Source organism: Nonomuraea muscovyensis (assembly GCF_014207745.1).
GTDB classification, from domain to species: Bacteria; Actinomycetota; Actinomycetes; order Streptosporangiales; family Streptosporangiaceae; genus Nonomuraea; species Nonomuraea muscovyensis.
In genome coordinates, this window is record NZ_JACHJB010000004.1 from 248,972 (window position 1) to 268,277 (window position 19,306).

A 19,306-nucleotide genomic window follows, 5' to 3' on the forward strand; every position below is an offset into this window, starting at 1 on the left:
GGTCTCCGGTGCAACCAATCCCGCTTCGGCCGCATCTAAGCAGCAGTGACGATGTGCTTGGTGCCCGGTGATCCGCGGACCCTCGGCGGCTACTGGCTGGCGGGGCGGCTCGGCGCCGGAGGGCGGGGGGTCGTCTACGACGCCTACGACGACGAGGGACGCAGGTTCGCCGTCAAGGTGCCGAGAGGCGAGGTCACCCAGCAGTTGACCGACGCGGTCCTCCGGGTCCGGCCGTGCCAGCTCGCCAGGGTGGTCGACGTGGGCGTCGACGGGACGGTGCCGTACATCGTGAGCGAGTTCGTCGAGGGTCCCGACCTGAGGCGGGCCGTGGCGCGGCACGGGCCGTACGGAGGCGCGGAGCTGCGCGTGCTGGCCGTCGCCGTCGCGACGGCGTTGCGCTCGCTGCACGCGATCGGCGTCGCGCACCGCGACCTGCGGCCGGAGAGCGTGCTGCTCTCCCCCGGCGGCCCCACCCTGATCGACCTGGGCGCGGCCGGCGTGGGGACGGTCGGCACACCCACCTACCTGGCGCCCGAGGTGATCATCGGGGAGCGGCCGGGGCCGGCGGCGGACGTGTTCGCCTGGGGCGGGGTGCTGCTGTTCGCGGCGACCGGGCGTGACCCGTTCCACGGGGAGAGCCTGGGCGGCGTGATGCACCGGCTGCTGGCCGTGGACCCCGACCTGGACGCGCTGCCCGACGGGCTGCGGGAGTTGGTGGGCCGGGCGCTGGACAAGCGACCCGCCGACCGGCCCTCCGCCGACGCCCTGCTGGCCGGCCTCGCGACCTTGCCGGCCACCGCCCCGAACCTCCGCGCGGTCCCGGACGCCGCTCCGGACACCGTGCCGGACACGGCTCCGGACGCCGCTCCGGACGCCGCTCCGGACGCCGCTCCGAAGAGCGTGCCGGACGCGGCTGCGGCGGGCTCCGGTGGGGCGGCCGTCACCGTGCTCCGGCCCGCGCCCCGCGACACGGCCCGCGGCGGAGGCAGGCCGGGGCTCGGGCTGGTGCCGCCGGACGGGTTGGCCGGGCCGCCGTCGCTGGGCGAGCTGGCCGAGCGGGTGTACGAGTCGCTGACCCCCCGCCAGCGCGAACGGCTGCCCGCGCTCCTGCTCCGCCTGCTCAACGGCTACCTCCCGGACGAAGGCTGTGCGTCACCCGCGCCGGGCGACGACGCCCCGGCCCTGGAGGGCCTGTCCGCCGAGGACGCGGACGAGAGCGAGGTGCTGACCCGGCTGACCGACGCGGGCCTGCTGGTGCGGCGCAGCGTTCCCGTACGGGCCACCCGGACCGAGGTGGGCACGCTGGTCGCCGTCAGCGGCGAACCCATCGCCCCCGCCGGCGCGGCCCTCGTCCGCGCCTGGCCCCGCCTGGGCGCCTGGACGGCCGAGACCCGCACCACCCGCCCCAAGGCCGCGGGCGGCGCAGGTTAGTGCCCCGATCAGGAGACGTTTGCCCTCTTCACGATGCGTCGTAGGCGAGGGTTGTCAGGTGTTGCGGTTTCGCCGGGTGATGTAGCAGCGGATCATGTCGCCAGTTCCTCCGCCCGTCCCGCTACCAGGCGGGCTCTTGGTCCATCGGTCAGCTGACCCAGACCGAGGCGTACACGCCGTCCTCGACGTTCACCTGGACCGGCCGCAGGCCGCGCGCCACGAGGCTGTCGAACCGGCGCTGGTAGGCGGAGCCGGAGGTGTCGATGTAGTGGTACCAGGGGCGGACACCGTCCTTGCGGTAGATCGCGGCGAACCGCGCCCCTCCCGGGGCCACCGCGACCGCAGTCGGGCGGAACCCCTCGGCGGTGCGCTCGTCGAAGAACTTCTTGTGCGCGGCGGACGACTTTCCGTACGAGAAGTACCATCCGCCCCCCTGGCTCTGCCGCCAGACCGCGACGTACCGGGGATCCGACGACGTGCCGTACACGTCAATCGAGACCGGTACGTACCCGTCTTCGTACGCCTTCCGGTTGTAGGCGGCGAACTGTGTCCCCGTGAGCCCCATGCGGGAGAAGAACCGTTCAGAGCGCTTCTCCCACAGCGCGGTGAACGTCGCCCGGCCGGCCGGACCCGTCGCGGACACCGATGTCGGCTGGTATCCCTGCGCGAGGTAGTCGTCGAACCGCGCTCTGAAGCCCGCCTCGGACATCCCGCTCCGCGAGATCCAGGCTCCGCCCCCGCCCTTGACCCAGACGGCCGCGTAGCTCGGCCCTTCCGACACGCTCACCGTGATCGGCCGGTAGCCCTGGCGGCTCAGGCTCTCGAAACGGGCCTGGTGCGTGCTCTCGCTCGCGCCCGAATACGCGCGGAAGGCCACCCCCATGGCGGCGTGTGCGGGCGCCGCGACGCCGCAGGTCCCCATCGCCACCGCGGCCACCGCCGCGAACATTCTCTTCACTCGCGCCTCCTCAGACGACTGACTTGCCTGGTACGGCTCATCCTTGCGACGATTTGATTGATCACCACCGATCGGACACCTGATCAACGAGGCGGGGTGAATTGGGCAGGCCAGAACGCGAACTCGATCCCGGCAGCGGGTTGATCGAACGCTTCGCGTATGACCTACGCCAGTTGCGCGTGGCGGCGGGGAATCCGACTTACCGGATCATGGGCTCCCGGGTCGGTTGCTCGCCGAGCAGGCTCTCCGAAGCCGCCAAGGGACTCCGGCTGCCGAGCCTGGCGGCTACCGTCGATTACGTACGCGCCTGCGGCATGACGGACACCGCCGAGTGGGAGCGGCGCTGGCACGAAATCAACAGCCAGATCCCGCAAAATACCCAGGCCGCCCGCGAACCTGAGCCCAGCGAATCAGCCATGGCGGACGAAGCCCACAGCCAGGAGCAGAGGCCACGCGCTCTCTGGAGGGTTGTGGCGGTCATCGGTACGGCGCTGGCACTTGTCACGGCCACCGCGGCGTCCATCCGGGCCACGGGCGATGCCGTACCAGACATACCCACGCGGTGCCGCTCGCCCGTGGTCGAGGTGCGCGTGCCGATATCGGTCCAGCCTTGTGTCGAGGTGACCGACGGCGCCGTGGTCACCTCCCTCGCCCTGCGCGCGGTCCAGGCGGTCGACGGCACGGTCGCCTACGTCTGGTTGTACGACATCGAATCCCGCGTACCGCTGGCGAAGACCCTCCGGACGTGCGAACTCGGTACCCTGACAGCAGGTCAGGCGAGCACCTGCGGGCCGTTCCCACAGGAGGTGCCGCCCGGACGCTACACCACTGCGGTCGCGGTGGAGCCTGGCCCGCGGCAGAGCGCGCCGCCGCACTGGCGTAGCGGTGCCACCGGAACTCAGAGCCAGCGGGTCGACACCGGGCCGTGAAATCGCCACGCGAAGCCATCACGACCGAGGTCCGTCGGCTCATCTTCACGGTCCAGCAGGAGGCTGATGCGGCACTGGTTCCCGCTCAGAGGGGATGCGTCTCGGGGTGGGCGTCCCACCAGCGGCGGAAGACCGGGTTGTCGTCCACGTGGTCGCGGAAGGCCGTGGCCAGGCCGCGGTAGACCGCCGACGCCGCCGTTGCGCTGAGCCGGTCGCGCCGCCAGGCGACGACGAGGCGGGCGACCTGGGGTTCCCCGGCGAGCGGGCGGACGACGGTGCCGGGCGGCGCGGGCCAGGTGGGGTCCACCAGCCGGACACCGTGGCCCGCGGCCACCAGGTGGTGCCCGCCCCCGCTCGGGGCGTCGTACCGGACGTCCGGCTCGAATCCCGCCGCCCGGCAGGAGGCGCGCAGGGCCGCCAGGGACCCGTCGTCCGCGCCCGGCGGGCTGATCCAGGATTCGCCGCGCAGGTCGGCGAGCCCGATCTCGGCCCGTCCGGCGAGCCGGTGCCGTTCCGGCAGGGCGACGAAGATCGGGTGCTGCGGGATCAGGGTCCGGCTGACGACCGGGGCGCGCAGCGGGACGTCGAAGCCCTCGATCATGCCCACGAGCGCCGCGTCCAGCGTGCCGCGGGCCAGGGCGTCGGCGAGGAGCACGGCCGACGGCTCGATCCGCAGGGAGATGAGCCGGCCGGGCAGGGCCTCGCCCACCCGGCCGACGACGCTCGCCACGCAGGCCGTGTGCACGCTGCCCAGGTGGAGGCGCGTCCCCGGGGCGCGGACGTCGCGCAGGTCGCCGAACAGCCCGTCCATCTCCGAAAGCACGACGCGGGCGCGGGCGATGACCTGCGCCCCCAGCAGGGTGGGGACGGCGCCGGAGCGGCTGCGCGCGAACAGCTCGCCGCCGACGATCTCCTCGACCTTGCGTAACTGGACGGTCAGGGCCGGTTGCGACAGGCCGAGCCGGGCGGCCGCCCGGGTCACGCTGCCCGTCTCCGCTATCGCGCAGAGCATCCGGAGATGCCGGAGCTCTAGCTCCATAACGGAACATTATGTGACATGCCACCGAAGGGGGTGAGGCGTTCCGATGAACGCATAGTCAACATTTATGCCGGGCGCTATGACCGGCGGCTCCGCCCCGGCCGCACACTCGGGGACACCTCACAGCCAAGCGGACACCCCCCGGAGGTCCCCCTGTGTCCAGCATGCCCAGGCGATTACTGCTGCCGCTGATCACCCTCGCTCTCCTCCTCCAGCCGGTCTCCCCCGCGTACGCGACCGTGGAGGCGCGCACGACGCAGGGCACGGCCGCGGCCGATCCGCCGCCCGCCGCGTCCCTGTCCGGCACCGGCGACCAGGAGCACGTGCGCGAGTCGCGCAGGGACGTCAGCGAGCGGGCGCCGCTGCCCGCGTCGGCGGACGCGCTGCGCCGCGACTACGACGACCCGCGCCCCGCGCCGCACCGCCGCCGCCCGTCGGCCGGGAACGCCACCGCCAGGGCGGCGGCCTGCGACGTCGCCGGCTTCACCGGCCGCACCGGCGGCGAGCTGGTGCGGCACATCAGGTCCGTCACCACCGACTGCGTCAACACGCTCTTCGGCCTGACCGGCGCGGACGCCCGCGGCGCCTTCCGCGAGGCGCAGATGGTGAGCGTCGCCGACGCCCTGCGCGCCGACGGCCCCGGTTATCCGGGCGACAACAGCGCCGGCACCGCCCAGCTCGTGCTGTACCTGCGGGCCGGCTACTACGTGCAGTGGTACCACCCCGATGACGTCGGCTCGTACGGGTCGCAGCTCAGGACCGCGATCCGGGCGGGACTCGACGCGTTCTTCGCGAACCCGCGCGCCTGGACGGTCAGCGACGCCAACGGCGAGGTGCTGTCGGAGGCGGTCGTGCTGATCGACAGCGCCCAGCAGAACGACCGCTACCTGGACGTCGTCGAGCGGCTGCTGAACGGCTACGACTCCTCCTACGACGCGTCGTGGTGGATGCTGAACGCGGTCAACGGCGCCTACACGGTGCTGTTCCGCGGCCACCAGGTGCCCGCGTTCGTCAGCGCCGTCCAGGCGGACACCGGCGTGCTCCGGACGCTCGAGTCCTTCGCCACCCGCCACCTCGCCCTGCTCGGGACCGAGCGCGGCTACCTCACGGCCAACGCCGGGCGCGAGCTCGCGCGGTTCCTCCAGCACGCGGCCCTGCGGGACACCGTCCGGCCGATGGCGCGCGGCCTGCTCGGGCGCAGCGCCGTCACGGGCCCGACCGCGCGGCTGTGGGTCGGCGTGGCCGAGATGGCCGACGCCTACGACCGGGCCAACTGCTCCTTCTACGGCACCTGCGACCTGGCCGCGCGGCTGGCCGCCGAGGTGCTGCCCATCACCCACTCCTGCGGCCCGGCGATCCGGATCCGCGCCCAGGCGATGACCTCCGGGCAGCTCTCCGGCACCTGCACGGGCCTCGCCGGCCAGGACGGCTTCTTCCACGACCTGGCCCGGGACGGCGGGCGGCCGGTGGCCGACGACCACAACACCACCCTGGAGGTGGTCGTCTTCGACTCCAGCACCGACTACCAGACCTACGCCGGCCCGATGTTCGGCATCGACACCGACAACGGCGGCATGTACCTGGAGGGCGACCCCTCGCGGGCGGGCAACCAGCCGAGGTTCATCGCCTACGAGGCCGAGTGGCTGCGCCCCGCCTTCCAGATCTGGAACCTCAACCACGAGTACACCCACTACCTCGACGGCCGGTTCAACATGCACGGCGACTTCACCGCCGGCGTCTCCACGCCGACCATCTGGTGGATCGAGGGCTTCGCCGAGTACGTCTCCTACTCCTACCGGAAGGTGATCTACGACGCCGCCATCACCGAGGCCGGCCGGCGGACCTACGCGCTGAGCACCCTGTGGGACACCACGTACGACCACGACAGCACGCGCGTCTACCGCTGGGGCTACCTGGCCGTGCGCTACATGTACGAGCGGCACCGCGCCGACGTCGACACCGTGCTCGGCCACTACCGCACCGGCTCGTGGAACGCCGCCCGCACCTTCCTGACCGGCACCATCGGCACCCGCTACGACGCCGACTGGACCTCCTGGCTGGCCGCGTGCGCCGCCGGGGCCTGCTCGGGCGGCGGGTCGAACCAGGCGCCGACGGCCGGCTTCACCGTCGCCGCGAGCGGGCTGACCGCCTCGTTCACCGACACCTCCGCCGATCCCGACGGCACGATCACGGCCCGCCGCTGGGAGTTCGGCGACGGCGCCACCTCGACCGCCGCGAACCCGGCGCACACCTATTCGGCGGCCGGGACGTACACGGCGCGGCTGACCGTCACCGACGACGACGGAGCCACCGGCACCGTCTCCCGCCAGGTGTCCGTCTCGGCGGGCGGCGGCCAGGCGCCCGAGTGCACCGACCCCGACACCCGGCGGCTCGATCGCGACTGCCGGCGCAGCGGCCTGTCCGCCCCCGCCGGGGATTACGCCTACCTCTACCTCTACCTGCCGGCCGGCGTCGGCGCCCTGACCATCACCGCCGCCGGCGGGACCGGCGACGCCGACCTCTACTACAGCGACCGGGGCTGGGCCACCACCTCGTCCCACACCCGGCGCGCCACCGGGGCGGGCAACCAGCACAGCATCACCGTCACCAGTCCCGCCGCCGGCTGGCACTACGTCAGCCTGCACGGCGCGGCGGCCTTCTCCGGCGCGGCGGTCACGACCGAGTACTGACCCGCCGTTCCCACGCCCGCACGACACCATCCCGCGCCCGCACGACCCCATTTCGCGCCCGCACGATGCCACCCCGGCGCCGTGCGGGCGCCTTGCCGTCCGCGCCGGGACGGGCGCTGACCGCGCGCGTCCCGGACCCGCGCGGTCAGCGCCTGAACGACCCCGGGTTGAACACCACGAACCCGTCGCCGCACGCCGGCAGGCCCCGCACCCGCGAATCGCCCGCCGGCCATTCGTCGCCGGCCGCGGTCACGGTGTCGCCGTCGAGCAGCAGGCCGAAGGACGGCCCCCGCACCCCCCGCCTGCCGCCGTCGGTCAGGGGCTCGGTGCCGGGCGGCCAGACCGGGGTGAGGGCGACGGCACGCCCGTCTCTGGTGGCTGTGACGACGAGGCAGCGGCCGTCCGCGCGGTAGGCCAGCCTGCCGCCCACCTCCATGTCGGCGCCGTAGGTCATGTTGTGCACGAGGATCGCGGGATCGCCGTCGCGGGCGACGATCCGGTCCGGTCCCGGTGTCGCCTCACCGGCGGCCGGGGCGGTGCCGCCATCTGTGCCGCCCGTGGGGCCGCTCGTGGGGCCGCTCGTGGGGCCGCTCGCGCAGGCGGCCGTGATCACGAGGAGCGGGACGAGTGCGGCGAGCGCGCTGCGGGCCACGGTGACCTCCAGGTGCCGTCGGGAGTGCGATGCCTGACGGGAGGACAACGGCCACCGCCTGCCCGGCGGTTCACCAGCCTGCCGGAGGAGGGCGGGGCGCGCCCGCCGCGGGGCGGGCCGGGCGCGTCGCCGTCATCGTGGTGCGCCGACGCGGGAGGGCGTCGCCGTCAGCGCGTCCAGACGTCGTACTTGCGGTTCTGGTAGAGGTAGGCGGGCGTGAACGCGGACTCGCCGCCGATCTTGCCGAAGTGGATGCCGTACGCCATGCCGCCGTAGTACCACGGGCCCCCGGAGTCGCCGCCCGCGCTGATGTCCTTGTCCATGACGACCATGTGCTTCTTGCCGCCGCTGGAGACGTCGCGGCGGGCCACCTTCGCGCAACTGGCTCCCGTCGCCTTGCCGAAGTGGCAGATGCGGGTGCCGACCGAGGGCATGCCCGACCTGCTGTCGGCGTAGCGCTTCTTGTTCCAGTCGTAGTAGAAGGTGCGGGTCGGCGACTTCGAGCCCACCGTGTAGTAGGCCAGGTCGCCCCAGTCGCCGACGTGCGCCCACACGCGCGACACGGACGTGGAGCCGCCGTCGCCGCTGTGGTTGGCGTAGGTGCGCGTCGCGGTGCTCTGCCCGCAGTGGCCGGCGGTGCCGTGCCGCTTGGTGTTGCTGGTGATGTACTTCAGGTTGAAGCCGGACGTGCAGGTGCCCAGCGTCCCGCCGCCGCGGATGTACTTGTCCTCCGGCTCGGCGGCCCTGTCGACGAGGGCGATTTCCACCCTGACTCCGGCCGCGAGCGCCTGCCGGGGCACGAGATCCGCCGCGGCCGCTGCACGGTCGGCGACCTGCCCGCGCAGCTGGGCCTCCACCTGGACGGCCCCGGTGCGTACGTCGTACGACGTGGAGGCGTCGGCCACCGTGTCGTTGCCGATGACCGCCTCGTGGGCGCCCGTGCCGGCGGCGGCGAGCTCGGCCTCGGAGTAGCCCCGGCCGGCGGCGAGGTCCACCCGCACCGGCAGCGTCCTGGCCAGCTCGACGGCCTTGGCCGGGACGTCACCCTTGAACCCGAACCAGGCGCTGTCGTCGTTCTTCACCGCGCCGGAGAACTCCGCCGGGAAGGCCGCGGCCAGCTCCGCCGCCACCTTCTCGAACTCGTCCTGCCAGGCGACCCGGTCGATCGCCTCGGCCAGGCCGATGCCCTCGGCGGCGGCGATGCGCCTGAGGTCCTCGATCTCCGCCGCGTGCATGTCGTCGATCATGACGTCGGGGACGTCTACGGGGCCGTCCGGCTGGTTGGCCGCGGCGGTGCGCTGGGCGGCGGCGGTGGTGGAGAGGTGGTCGGCGACGGCCTGCTCGAAGGGGATGCCGCGCTGCGCGGCCTGCTGCTTGATGGCTTCGAGGGTGGGGCGGTCGGGCTTGGGCTGGGCGTCGGCCGCGAGGGTGATCGAGGCCGACGCGGCAGGATCGGCGGACGCGGGCCACGGGGCCAGGGCGACCAGGGAGACGGTCAGGGTGATCGCGGCCGAGACCCCGCCGGCCGTGCGTAAGGTGGGCACGAAGCTGCCTCCACATATGGGGCGAAACTTGCATGACAGCGATCATGCTCACCCAGGTGACGATCATCGTCAAGGGACGGTTCCGCCCAACGCGGAACGTACTCTTCCGCGATGCTCCCTACCGTGGAGCCCATGGATCCCCTCATCAGCCGCAGGGCGCTGAACCGTGCCACCCTGGAGCGGCAGTTCCTCCTCCGCCGTACGGACCGGCCCGTGGTCGAGGTCGTCGAGCACCTCGGCGGCCTGCAGGCGCAGACCCCGCACACCTGGTACACCGGCCTGTGGAACCGGATCGACGGGTTCCGGGCGGATGACGCCTCCGCCCGGCTGGAGTCGCGGGAGCTGGTGCGGATCGCGCTGCAGCGCTCCACCATCCACCTGGTGAGCGCGCGCGACTGCCTGGCGATGCGGCCGCTGGTGCAGGTGGTCACCGAGCGGATGACGCGGACGACGTTCGGCCGGCGGCTGGCCGGGGTGGACCTGGACGAGCTGGCCGCGGTGGGACGGGCGCTGCTGGAGGAGCGGCCGATGACGTTCGCGGAGCTGGGACGGGCGCTGGCCGGGCGGTGGCCGGACCACGACCCGCACGCGCTGGGGCAGGGCGTGCGCTGGCTGGTGCCGCTGGCGCAGGTGCCGCCGCGCGGGCTGTGGGGCAGGAGCGGGCCGATCGCGCACGCACCCGCCGACACGTGGCTCGCGGGCACAGAAGCAGGCACAGAAGCGGGCACCCGAGCGAAGGCTCACGCGAGGGCTCAGGCGGGCGGTCAGGCGGGCACGGGAGTGGCCCCGATGACGCCGGCCGAGCTGGTGGTGCGCTATCTGGCGGCGTTCGGCCCGGCGACGGTCAAGGACGTGCAGACCTGGTCGGGGTTGACGCGGCTGGCCGAGGTGGTGGAGGGGCTCGATCTGGTGCGGTTCCGGGACGAGGACGGGCGGACGTACCACGACCTGCCGGACGCGCCGCGGCCCGGCGACGACGTGCCCGCGCCGGTGCGGCTGATGTACGACTTCGACAACCTGTTCCTGTCCCACGCCGACCGGTCGAGGGTGATCACCGAGGCCGGGTTCGCCGCCATGCGGGGCTTCATGGGGACGAACGTCATGCCCCGGCTCATCCTCGTCGACGGCTTCACCGCCGGCGACTGGACACTGACCCGGACCAGGGGCACCTCCACGCTCGGGCTCCACCTGTGGGAGCCGATCGCCGACCTCCGGGCGGTGGAGCAGGAGGGGCGACGGCTGCTGGAGTTCCTGGCCCCGGGCGACCGGCATGAGACATCAGTCTTTGACCGCCCCTCCAAGACCTGACACGAGCCGGCGCTGGACCGCCACGAAGAAGATCAGCACCGGGATCGTCATCAGCGTCGAGGCCGCCATGATCCCGCCCCAGTCGTTCTCGTCCGGTTTGAAGAAGACGAGCAGCGCGGCCGGCAGGGTCTGGTTGTCCTTGGCCGAGATGATGAACGTCCTGGCGAAGACGAAGTCGTTCCAGGCCGTGATGAACGAGAAGACGGCGGTCGCGACCAGACCGGGCGCGACCAGCGGGAACAGGATGCGCCACAGCACGGTCGCGCGGCTCGCGCCGTCGATCAGCGCCGCCTCCTCCAGCGCCTCCGGCACGGCGGCGACGAAGCCGCGCATCATCCAGACGGCGAACGGCAGCGAGAACGCCAGGTGCACGAGCACCAACGAGGCGAGGGTGTTGAGCAGCCCCGCGTCGCGCACCACGAAGAACAGCGGGATCGTCAGCGCCTCCACCGGCACCATCTGCGCCACCAGGAACATGATCAGCACCGTGGTGCGGAACCGGAAGGCGAACCGGGTGACCGCCACGGCGGCGAGGAAGGCCACCAGGGCCGACAGCACCACGACCGACAGCGCCACGACCGCGCTGTTGACGAGGTAGCGGGCGAACCCCTCGCCGGTGAGCACCCGAGCGAAGTGCTCCAGGGTCGGGTGGAGAGTCCACGGCCGCACGTCGAGCGACTGGATCTCCCCGGCGGGTTTGACCGCCGACAGCGCCATCCAGTAGATCGGGAAGGCGGTCAGGAACGCCACGACCAGCGCCACCGCGTTGGCCGCGTGCCGAGTGGTGCGCACTAGAGCCTCTCCCCCGTCCGGTGCAGCGCCCGGATGTAGAACATGGTCACGACGAGCAGGATCGACGTCATCACCACGCCGATGGCCGAGCCGAGCCCGTACTCCGAGGAGCCGAAGGCGGTCTGGTAGGCGTAGACGTTGAGCACGGTGTTCTGCCCGGCGATGCCGCCGCCGTTGGTCATCACGTAGATCTGGGTGAAGATCTTGAAGTCCCAGATGACCGACTGGATGACGACGATGGTGATCAGCGGCCGCAGCATGGGCACGATCACCCGCCGGAACGACTGCCAGGCGGACGCCCCGTCCAGCGCGGCCGCCTCCAGCACCGAGCCGGGCACGGCCTGGATGCCCGCGTACAGCGTCACCATGACGAACGGGAAGGAGTGCCACACGACGGTGGCGCCGACCACCCCGAACGCCACCCACCTGTCGAAGAACCAGTTGAACCCCTCCATGCCGAGCACCTGGTTGACCAGCCCGAGGTCGGCGTCGAAGAGGAACATCCACACGGTCGAGCCGGTCATCGCGGGCGCCGCCCAGGCGCCGAGGGCGGCCAGCGACAGCGCCGCCCTCGGCACGGTCCCGACGCGGGTCATGAGCACGGCCAGCGCCGCGCCCACGGCCAGGGTGGCGACCACCAGCGCGGCGGCGAACCCCACGGTCTGCAGCAGCACGCTCCAGAACCGGGCGTCGCCGAACAGGGTCGCGTAGTTGCCGATGCCGACGAACGTGGTCGGCTGCCCGCCGCTGACCTGGGCCTGCCGGTAGTCGAAGACCGACAGCAGGCCCAGCATGTAGATCGGGTAGCCGAACAGCGGCACGAGGACGGCGAGGGCGGGCAGCAGGTACAGCCACGGCCGCGGCCCGCCCGGCCCGCGCGTCGTGCGGGCCCGCCGCCGGGCGGCGACGGGCGTCGCCGCCGCGGTCACGAGCTGCCGAGGGCCGTCTTGACGGAGGCGGCCGCCTCCGTCGTGGCCTCGTCCACGCTCGCCTGCCCGGTGGCGGCCTTCTGCAGCATGGTCGGGATGACCTTGCCGTTGTCGATCTTCACCCAGCCCGGGTGGACGGGCACGAACCGGGTGCCCCTGGCGACGGTGTCGAGGAACGGCTTGAGGAAGGCGTCCTTGGCGGCCAGCTCGTCGCGGGCGGCGGTGAGGGTCGGCAGGTTGCCCATCGCCTCGTACATCTTGGTCTGGTACGTCTTGCCGCCGAGCAGCTTGACGAACTCCGTGGCGAGCGTGCGGTGCCGGGCGTTCCTCAGCACGCCGAGGTTGTTGCCACCGGCGAAGGCGGGCGCGACGGAGCCGGGCTCGAAGCCGGGCAGCGGCACCACCTGGTACTTGCCGGCCGCCGCCCCGGCGTCCACGGCCGAACGGCTGAAGTTGCCGAGGATGCCCATGGCCGCCTTGCCGCTGGCGAACAGCTCGACCGTCTTGCCGCCGGTCAGCGACGCGCACGCCTGCGGTGGGCAGACGGCGTCGGACAGCAGGCCGGTGTACGCCTGGACGCCCCTGCGCGACTCGGCCGAGCCGAGGGCGGTGATGTCGCCGCCCGCGGCCCACACGAACGGCAGGGCGCCGAAGGTGTACTCGCCGCCGACGGCGATGCCGTACAGGTCGGGTTTCTTCTCGCGGATGGTCCGGGCCGTCCTGGTCAGCTCCTCGACCGAGGTGGGCGGCTTGAGGCCCAGCTCCTCGAAGACGTCCGTGCGGTAGTACAGGGCGCGCACGCCGATGAACCACGGCAGGCCGTAGACCTTGCCGTCCACGGAGGCCGACTTCATCAGGTCAGCGTTGACGTCGACGCCCCGCAGGTCTGCCGCCAGGTCGGTGAAGCCGCCCGCGGCGGCGTACTCGGCGAGGTCGGTGTTGCCGTACTCGGCGACGTCCGGCGAGCTGGACGGGTCGTTGAAGGCGCCCTTGAACTTCTCGTGGCGGGCGGGCGTGGTCGGGATGTAGCTGACCTCGACCCTGACGTCCCGGTGGGCGGCGGTGAACTCCTTGATCGCCTCGCCGACGACCTTCTCCTTGGGGGCCCGGTTGGGCTCGTCGTAGAGCCACACGCGCAGCGTCCCGGTCTTGTCGTCTCCGCCGCCGGACGTGGGGGCGGTCGAGGGGGGCGCGCAGGCCGCCAGGGCCGCTAGGGCGGCGCCGGCCACGGCACAGTAAAGAAACTTCACTATTACCTCCTGGCGTAGAGACTAGGAACGGCCCGGGCGGCACGGAAGGGCTCCGCCGACTTGTTGTGCACTGCACAACGCTGTGCTGCAGATGCAGACGTCCGGCGAGACCACGGCCTAACATGATCGGCGTGCCCGAGCGCAACCAGTCAGCCTCCCTCCGCCGCGCGCTCGCGGTGCTGGACCGGGTGCGGGCCTCCAACGGCCTGACGCTCACCCAGCTCGCCGAGGCGGTGGGCCTGTCCAAGAGCACCGTGCTCCGGCTGACCGTCCCGCTCGTCGAGGCCAGGCTGCTCGAACGCGACCGCAGGACCGGCGCGTACCGGCTCGGCCACGGCACGCTGGAGCTGGGCCAGGCCTACCTCGCGGGTCTCGACCTGCGCGCGGTGGCGGCCGAGGAGTCGCACCGGCTGGTGGCCGAGGTGCGCGAGACGGTCCACCTCGTCGTGTACGAGCCGCCGCACGTCGTCTACATCGACAAGGTGGAGAACGAGACCAACGTGCGCATGGCCTCGCGCATCGGCAGCCGCGGCCCCCTGCACAGCACGGCCGTGGGCAAGGCCATCCTCGCCTGGCTGCCGGACGACACCGTGGACGGGCTCGACCTGGACGTCATGACCAGGCGCACCATCAGCGACCCGGCCAGGCTGCGCACGGAGCTGGCGAGCGTGCGCAGGCGCGGTTACAGCGTGGACGACCGCGAGAACGAACCCGAGGTGCGCTGCGTCGGCGCGCCGATCTTCAACCACACCGGCACCGTGGTCGCCGCCATCTCCATCTCCGGCCTGTCCTCGCGGATCACCGCCGCGCGGGTGCGGGAGCTGGGGCCGATGGTGGCCGCCGCGGCGTCGCGCATCTCCGGAAAGCTGGGTGGCTCCTCTCGATGACCGATCTGGTGACCTTCGGCGAGACCATGGCACTGTTCGCCGCCCGCCGGACGGGGCCGCTGCGGTTCGCCCGCGACTTCGACCTGGGCCTGGGCGGGGCGGAGTCCAACGTGGCGATCGGCGTGGCCCGGCTCGGCCACAGCGCGACCTGGGTGGGCCGGGTGGGCGCGGACGAGTTCGGCGACCTGATCCGGGCCACGCTCCTGGGCGAGGGCGTGAACACCGAAGCCATCGCCGACCCCGGCGCGCCCACCGGGCTGATGATCAAGGGCAGGCGCACGGCCGACCTCATCGACGTCAGCTACTACCGCGGGGGCAGCGCCGGCTCCCGGCTCGCCCCCGCCGACCTCGACCCGGCGCTCATCCGGGGCGCCCGCGTGCTGCACCTGTCGGCCATCACGCCGGCGCTGTCGGCCTCCGCCCGGGAGGCGGCACGCCACGCCGTCGCCGAGGCGCGGGCCGCCGGGGTGCTCGTTTCACTCGACGTCAACTACCGGCGGGCGCTCTGGTCGCCGGAGGAGGCGGGCACGTGGCTGCGCGACACGATCGGGGACGTGGACGTGCTGTTCGCGACCGTGCCGGAGGCCCGCCTGGTGGCCGACGGCGGCGTGCCGGCCGAGCCCGTCGCGCTGGCCGAGGCGCTGGCGGCGCTCGGGCCGCGGCACGTGCTGATCAAGTCGGGCGCCGAGGGGGCCATGGAGCTGTCCGACGGGGTCGTCCGGCACGCGGAGCCGTACGAGGTGACCGAGGTGGACCCGGTCGGCGCGGGAGACGCGTTCGCGGCCGGGTGGCTGGCCGACTGGCTGGCCGGGGCCACGCCCGGGCAGCGGCTGCGGACCGCGTGCGCGGCGGGGGCGTTCGCCGTCACCTCCCAGGGCGACTGGGAGAGCCTGCCCCGGCGCGGCGACCTGAGCCTGCTGCGACGCGGCGCGGACGGCGTCAGCCGATAATGCTCGGGTGACCGATGACAAGATGCCGGGGCCGCGCCCGTTACTGCGCCGTCCCGAAGACGGTGAGCTGATCGACGTCGCGGGAGTGGCGCACTTCTTCCGGCTGACGGGCGAGCACACCGGCGGGCGGTTCGCGTTCGAGGAGTTCACCCTCGCGGGGGGCGTGGTCGGGGCCCGGCCGCACGTGCACCACGGGCACGACGAGTACTTCTACGTCCTCGACGGGGAGCTGACCCTGCACCACGGCGACGGCGAGGTGACGGCGGGGCCCGGCCACCTCCTGGCGGCGGTGCGCGGGACTCCGCACGGCTTCCGCAACGCCGGCACCGCTCCGGCGCGCGCCCTGTGCCTCTACACGCCCGCCGGGTACGAGGGCTACTTCCGTGAGGTGCACGCGGCCGTGGCGGCCGGAGCGGAGGTGACCGACGAGCTGCTGGCGGAGTTCCGCGCCCGTCACCGCACCACCTCGGCCTGACTAGCGGACGGGGGTGACGTCGAGCGCGCCGCACACCCGTCCGGCCGGGAACGGGAGCGTCGTGGCGGCGCCCTGCCCCGGCGGGGTGACCAGCAGCGCGGACGCGTCGGGGCAGTCGTCGGCGGTGACCGTCCAGTGCAGCACCGCCCGGGCGCTGCCGCCGGGCTCCAGGGTGACCGTCTCCCCAGGCCCCTCGACGGCCAGCACCCCGCCCGGCAGCGGGTCACCGGAGGCGTCGAGCACGACCAGGGCCGGATGGCCGCGCAGGGTGCATCCGGCGCCGGAGCCGTTGGTGAACACCAGCGGCGCGTACCGGTTGCCCGCTCCCGGATCGACCCGGTCCAGCCGCACGTCGAGCTGGGCCGGGGAGCAGCCGCCCGGGTCCTCCGCCGCGCCCGGCACGGGCTCGCGGGCCAGCGCGGGCGCGGCGCCGCCCGCCAGCAGCAGCCCGCTCACGATCCCGGCGATCCTGAATCCCCTCATCGGCACGCCCCGTCACTTTGTCACCTTGCTGGGGGTATTTCCGTTGGCCAGGCGGCTTACACCGGGCGCGCCGTCAGAGGTCGAGGACGGCCTTGCCGGCCACCCGGCGGCCGACCGGCGCCTCGGCCGCCGCGTGCGCGCGCGGCGGCCCACCCGGAGACGAGGAGGTTGCTCGCCGCCACCCCGGACATGCTCGGCGAACGCCCGGCGTGACCATCCTCCCGAACACGACCGGCGCCCCGCGTGACCACAGTCCCGGACCCACGACCGGCGCCCCGGCGTGGCCGCGGTCCCTGGGACACCCGCCGGGGCGCGGATGGGATCCACGGCGAGAAATCCGTCGCGGCGTTGAGCCGGACCGGCTCGCGGGCCGTATCTCCGGGCGAGGCGAGAGGAAAGGAGCAGGCGATGGCTGCGCGACCGGGCCCGTCCCCCGGAGGCGGGGGCGCCGGTCGCGGCTGCCGTGACGGCGGGCCACACGTGGGCCATCCGCTGATCCGGGCACTGCGCGCCGGTGTGTTCGCGGTCGTGTGCGTGCTGCTGTCGGCCGGGCTGCACACGGCCACCGGAGGCGGTCCGGTGGCCCTGCCGGTGCTGTCCGGTGCGACGGCGGCGACCTGGGCCGTGGCGTACGCGCTGGCCGCCCGCCGGCGCGGGCGCGGCACGCTGCTCGCCGCCTGCTTCGTCGCCCAGTACGCCCTGCACAACCTGTTCACCGGCCCGGACGCACCGCTGTCCGGCCCGATGACGCAGGCGGGCGGACCGGTGGCGCGGGCGGGCGGGCTCGGTGTGCGGCCGGCCGGGCCCATGGCGGAGCTGGGCGGGCACCACCACGCGTCCCCGACCGGCCTGCTCGCCCTCACCCCGGACGCCGCCGAGACGGGGGGCGGCACCGGCGTCTCGATGCTGCTGGTGCACGTGACCGTCGCGCTGGTCTCCGGCTGGTGGCTGGAACGGGGCGAGACCGCCCTGGCGAACCTCCTGCGCCTGGCCCTGGCCTCGGTGCGCGGGTTCCTGGTCCGGCTGCTGGTCGCGCTCACGTCGCCGGTCACCGTGGCCGGCCCGACCATCAGCGCCGCCTCGGCCGCCCCGGCGCCTCCCCCTCCGCCGCACGCCGCGGCGATCTCCCGGCGGGGCCCGCCCCTCGCGTTCTCCGTTCGCTGAACGGGCCCGCCGACGCCGGCCGGACGGCTCATGTCCGTCGCGCGGGCGGACGCCCGTCCCCACGCCGTGCCCGGCCCGCACCCCGTCCACGCCGAGTGCCACCCGGGATGCCACGCCGGCACGGCCCTGTCGCCGCGCCCGACCGCGTCCAGGAGCGCATCCCCGGCCCGCGTCCGAGACCCGCGTGCGGGTTCCCGCCCGACCGGCGTCCAGGACCCGCGTGCAGGATCCCGTCCGAGACCGGCGTCCAGGACCCGCGTCAGGAGCGTGTCCAGGGCCAGGGTCGGGCCCGGCGTCCCCCATCGCTCGTACGGCGACACGTGCGCGCCCCGCGTGCGCGCGTCCCGGAAACGGAGAACGCCCCATGTCCTCGATCCTCGAAGCCGAACCCACCACCGAGCCTCCCGGCCCGCCCGCGCCCCGCGGCGGGAGCTGGGCGGCGCTGCGCCCGCTCGTGCTGCGGCTGCACTTCTACGCCGGTGTCCTCGTCGCGCCGTTCCTGCTCGTCGCCGCCGCGACCGGCCTGCTCTACGCCGCCTCCTGGCAGGTGGAGGAGATCGTCTACAGCCACGAGCTGAACGCGCCCGCGCGACCGACCACGACGCCCCTCTCCCAGCAGGTCGCGGCCGCCCGCGCCGCGCAGCCGCGGGGCACCGTCATCGCCGTACGGACCCCGGCCGGGCCGGGACGCACCACCGCGGTGCTGATGGACGTGCCCGGCCTGGCGCCGAGCACCAAGCTGGCCGTCTTCGTCGACCCGCACACCGCCAAGGTGCGCGGCGCGCTGGAGAGCTACGGCAGCTCCGGCGCGCTGCCCGTCCGCGCCTGGATCTCCCACCTGCACCGCAACCTCCACCTGGGCGAGCCCGGCCGGATCTACAGCGAGCTGGCGGCAAGCTGGCTGTGGGTCGTGGCGCTCGGCGGGCTGGTGCTCTGGCTCAGCCGCCGCCGTCGCCCCGGCCGGCGGGTACGCCGCCTGCTCGCTCCCGAACCCGGCACCACCGGCCTGCGCCGCAGCCTGTCCTGGCACGGCGCGGTCGGGCTGTGGGCGGTGACCGGCCTGCTGTTCCTGTCGGCGACCGGGCTGACCTGGTCCACGTACGCGGGCGCGAACGTGGACGAGCTGCGCGCCGCGCTCAACTGGTCGACCCCGGCGCTGTCGACGGCCTCCGGCGGCGGCGATCACTCCGCGCACACGGGCTCCGACCATTCGGCTCACGGCGCGGTGCCCTCCGGCGCGGCGGTGGACCGGGTCGCGGGGGCCGCCGCCGGCGCAGGGCTGTCCGGGCCGCTGGAGATCGTCTGGCCGGAGGCCTCCGGAGGCGCCTACGTGGTCAAGGAGATCGACTACGCGTGGCCGCAGCGCCTGGACCAGGTGGCCGTGGACCCGGCCTCCGCTCGGGTCGCCGAGGAGCTGCGCTTCGCCGACCATCCGCCGGCGGCCAAGCTGGCCCGCTGGGGCATCGACGGGCACATGGGCCGCCTGTTCGGCCCGGCGAACCAGCTCCTGCTCGCCGTCCTGGCCGGCGGTCTGGTCTTCCTGGTCGGGTACGGGTACCGGATGTGGTGGCAGCGGCGGCCCACGCGCGGCTTCGCCCGGCCGTACCGGCGGGGCGCCTGGCGGCGGGTGCACTGGGCCGTCCTGGTGCCGGCGGCCGTGGCGGCCGTGGCGGCCGGGTGGTTCGTGCCGCTGCTGGGGGTGTCGCTGGCGGGCTTCCTGCTGGTCGACGTCCTGCTCGGGCTGCGCGCCCGCATCGCGTCGAGGCGGACGACCGGCACCCCGGCATAGCGGTCGCGCGCCCCGGCCCGGCCGGTGCTCGGTGGG

The 19,306-nt window shown here is 73.7% G+C and carries 17 protein-coding genes; 9 read left to right on the forward strand and 8 right to left on the reverse strand.

Annotated features, from left to right (window positions below; translation table 11 throughout):
- Window positions 1–60 precede the first annotated feature (60 nt).
- Complete coding sequence (locus FHU36_RS39090; protein WP_185089158.1) at window positions 61–1,431, forward strand: serine/threonine protein kinase; 1,371 nt, start codon at window positions 61–63, stop codon at window positions 1,429–1,431.
- Between the two features lie 148 nt (window positions 1,432–1,579).
- On the opposite strand, the gene FHU36_RS39095 is transcribed toward FHU36_RS39090, so the two are convergent.
- Window positions 1,580–2,380: a hypothetical protein gene (locus tag FHU36_RS39095; protein WP_246503284.1), complete on the reverse strand. Its 801-nt coding sequence runs from the start codon at window positions 2,378–2,380 to the stop codon at window positions 1,580–1,582.
- A 110-nt stretch (window positions 2,381–2,490) separates the two neighbouring features.
- Here FHU36_RS39095 and FHU36_RS39100 point away from each other — a divergent pair, with 110 nt between their 5' ends.
- The gene (locus FHU36_RS39100) at window positions 2,491–3,318 is read left to right on the forward strand and encodes a helix-turn-helix domain-containing protein (protein WP_185089160.1); all 828 of its coding nucleotides are present in this window, start codon (window positions 2,491–2,493) and stop codon (window positions 3,316–3,318) included.
- A gap of 85 nt (window positions 3,319–3,403) precedes the next feature.
- Here FHU36_RS39100 and FHU36_RS39105 read toward each other — a convergent pair whose 3' ends face one another.
- Window positions 3,404–4,357, reverse strand: a complete 954-nt coding sequence (locus FHU36_RS39105; RefSeq protein ID WP_185089161.1) for a LysR family transcriptional regulator — start codon at window positions 4,355–4,357, stop codon at window positions 3,404–3,406.
- Between the two features lie 164 nt (window positions 4,358–4,521).
- Here FHU36_RS39105 and FHU36_RS39110 point away from each other — a divergent pair, with 164 nt between their 5' ends.
- Entirely contained in the window at window positions 4,522–7,047 is a 2,526-nt protein-coding gene (locus tag FHU36_RS39110; protein ID WP_185089162.1) for a collagenase, read from the forward strand.
- Between the two features lie 145 nt (window positions 7,048–7,192).
- Here the strand turns inward: FHU36_RS39110 and FHU36_RS39115 are convergent, their stop codons facing one another.
- Together FHU36_RS39115 and FHU36_RS39120 are read right to left on the reverse strand one after the other, a co-directional pair.
- Entirely contained in the window at window positions 7,193–7,699 is a 507-nt protein-coding gene (locus FHU36_RS39115; RefSeq protein WP_185089163.1) for a hypothetical protein, read from the reverse strand.
- A gap of 167 nt (window positions 7,700–7,866) precedes the next feature.
- Window positions 7,867–9,243, reverse strand: coding sequence for a chymotrypsin family serine protease (locus FHU36_RS39120; RefSeq protein ID WP_185089164.1), 1,377 nt, complete (start codon window positions 9,241–9,243; stop codon window positions 7,867–7,869).
- A 132-nt stretch (window positions 9,244–9,375) separates the two neighbouring features.
- On the opposite strand from FHU36_RS39120, the gene FHU36_RS39125 reads away from it, so the two are divergent.
- A complete protein-coding gene (locus FHU36_RS39125) occupies window positions 9,376–10,551 on the forward strand; it encodes a winged helix DNA-binding domain-containing protein (RefSeq protein ID WP_185089165.1) in 1,176 nt (391 codons plus the stop codon).
- On the opposite strand, the gene FHU36_RS39130 is transcribed toward FHU36_RS39125, so the two are convergent.
- From FHU36_RS39130 to FHU36_RS39140, 3 genes are read right to left on the reverse strand one after another with little or no spacing between them, the layout of a single operon-like run.
- Window positions 10,522–11,343 carry a carbohydrate ABC transporter permease gene (locus tag FHU36_RS39130; protein ID WP_185089166.1) on the reverse strand — a complete coding sequence of 274 codons (822 nt, stop codon included), beginning with the start codon at window positions 11,341–11,343 and terminating at the stop codon, window positions 10,522–10,524. The genes FHU36_RS39125 and FHU36_RS39130 overlap by 30 nt on opposite strands.
- A complete protein-coding gene (locus FHU36_RS39135) occupies window positions 11,343–12,272 on the reverse strand; it encodes a carbohydrate ABC transporter permease (protein WP_185089167.1) in 930 nt (309 codons plus the stop codon). The genes FHU36_RS39130 and FHU36_RS39135 overlap by 1 nt, the downstream gene beginning before the upstream one ends.
- Window positions 12,269–13,522 (reverse strand): extracellular solute-binding protein, encoded by a 1,254-nt coding sequence (locus FHU36_RS39140; RefSeq protein ID WP_185089168.1) that lies wholly within the window; start codon window positions 13,520–13,522, stop codon window positions 12,269–12,271. Before FHU36_RS39140 ends, FHU36_RS39135 begins: the two co-directional genes overlap by 4 nt.
- Window positions 13,523–13,644: 122 nt before the next feature.
- Between FHU36_RS39140 and FHU36_RS39145 the strand changes: the two genes are divergently transcribed.
- From FHU36_RS39145 to FHU36_RS39155, 3 genes are read left to right on the forward strand one after another with little or no spacing between them, the layout of a single operon-like run.
- A complete protein-coding gene (locus FHU36_RS39145) occupies window positions 13,645–14,409 on the forward strand; it encodes an IclR family transcriptional regulator (RefSeq protein ID WP_185089169.1) in 765 nt (254 codons plus the stop codon).
- Window positions 14,406–15,359 carry a sugar kinase gene (locus tag FHU36_RS39150; RefSeq protein WP_185089170.1) on the forward strand — a complete coding sequence of 318 codons (954 nt, stop codon included), beginning with the start codon at window positions 14,406–14,408 and terminating at the stop codon, window positions 15,357–15,359. The genes FHU36_RS39145 and FHU36_RS39150 overlap by 4 nt, the downstream gene beginning before the upstream one ends.
- A 7-nt stretch (window positions 15,360–15,366) precedes the next feature.
- Entirely contained in the window at window positions 15,367–15,834 is a 468-nt protein-coding gene (locus tag FHU36_RS39155) for a cupin domain-containing protein (protein ID WP_185089171.1), read from the forward strand.
- Here FHU36_RS39155 and FHU36_RS39160 read toward each other — a convergent pair whose 3' ends face one another.
- Window positions 15,835–16,317 (reverse strand): DUF4232 domain-containing protein, encoded by a 483-nt coding sequence (locus FHU36_RS39160; protein WP_185089172.1) that lies wholly within the window; start codon window positions 16,315–16,317, stop codon window positions 15,835–15,837.
- A 408-nt stretch (window positions 16,318–16,725) separates the two neighbouring features.
- Between FHU36_RS39160 and FHU36_RS39165 the strand changes: the two genes are divergently transcribed.
- Window positions 16,726–17,481, forward strand: coding sequence for a hypothetical protein (locus FHU36_RS39165; protein ID WP_185089173.1), 756 nt, complete (start codon window positions 16,726–16,728; stop codon window positions 17,479–17,481).
- A gap of 364 nt (window positions 17,482–17,845) precedes the next feature.
- Window positions 17,846–19,270 carry a PepSY-associated TM helix domain-containing protein gene (locus FHU36_RS39170; RefSeq protein ID WP_185089174.1) on the forward strand — a complete coding sequence of 475 codons (1,425 nt, stop codon included), beginning with the start codon at window positions 17,846–17,848 and terminating at the stop codon, window positions 19,268–19,270.
- Window positions 19,271–19,306 lie beyond the last annotated feature (36 nt).

Excerpts from the sequence above, each read along its gene's own strand:
- FHU36_RS39170 (WP_185089174.1), top strand. The coding sequence starts at position 17,846 with ATGTCCTCGATCCTCGAAGCCGAACCCACCACCGAGCCTCCCGGCCCG.
- FHU36_RS39110 (WP_185089162.1), top strand. The coding sequence starts at position 4,522 with ATGCCCAGGCGATTACTGCTGCCGCTGATCACCCTCGCTCTCCTCCTC.
- FHU36_RS39095 (WP_246503284.1), bottom strand. The coding sequence starts at position 2,380 with ATGTTCGCGGCGGTGGCCGCGGTGGCGATGGGGACCTGCGGCGTCGCG.
- FHU36_RS39105 (WP_185089161.1), bottom strand. The coding sequence starts at position 4,357 with ATGGAGCTAGAGCTCCGGCATCTCCGGATGCTCTGCGCGATAGCGGAG.
- FHU36_RS39165 (WP_185089173.1), top strand. The coding sequence starts at position 16,726 with ATGGCTGCGCGACCGGGCCCGTCCCCCGGAGGCGGGGGCGCCGGTCGC.
- FHU36_RS39125 (WP_185089165.1), top strand. The coding sequence starts at position 9,376 with ATGGATCCCCTCATCAGCCGCAGGGCGCTGAACCGTGCCACCCTGGAG.
- FHU36_RS39145 (WP_185089169.1), top strand. The coding sequence starts at position 13,645 with ATGATCGGCGTGCCCGAGCGCAACCAGTCAGCCTCCCTCCGCCGCGCG.
- FHU36_RS39160 (WP_185089172.1), bottom strand. The coding sequence starts at position 16,317 with ATGAGGGGATTCAGGATCGCCGGGATCGTGAGCGGGCTGCTGCTGGCG.
- FHU36_RS39150 (WP_185089170.1), top strand. The coding sequence starts at position 14,406 with ATGACCGATCTGGTGACCTTCGGCGAGACCATGGCACTGTTCGCCGCC.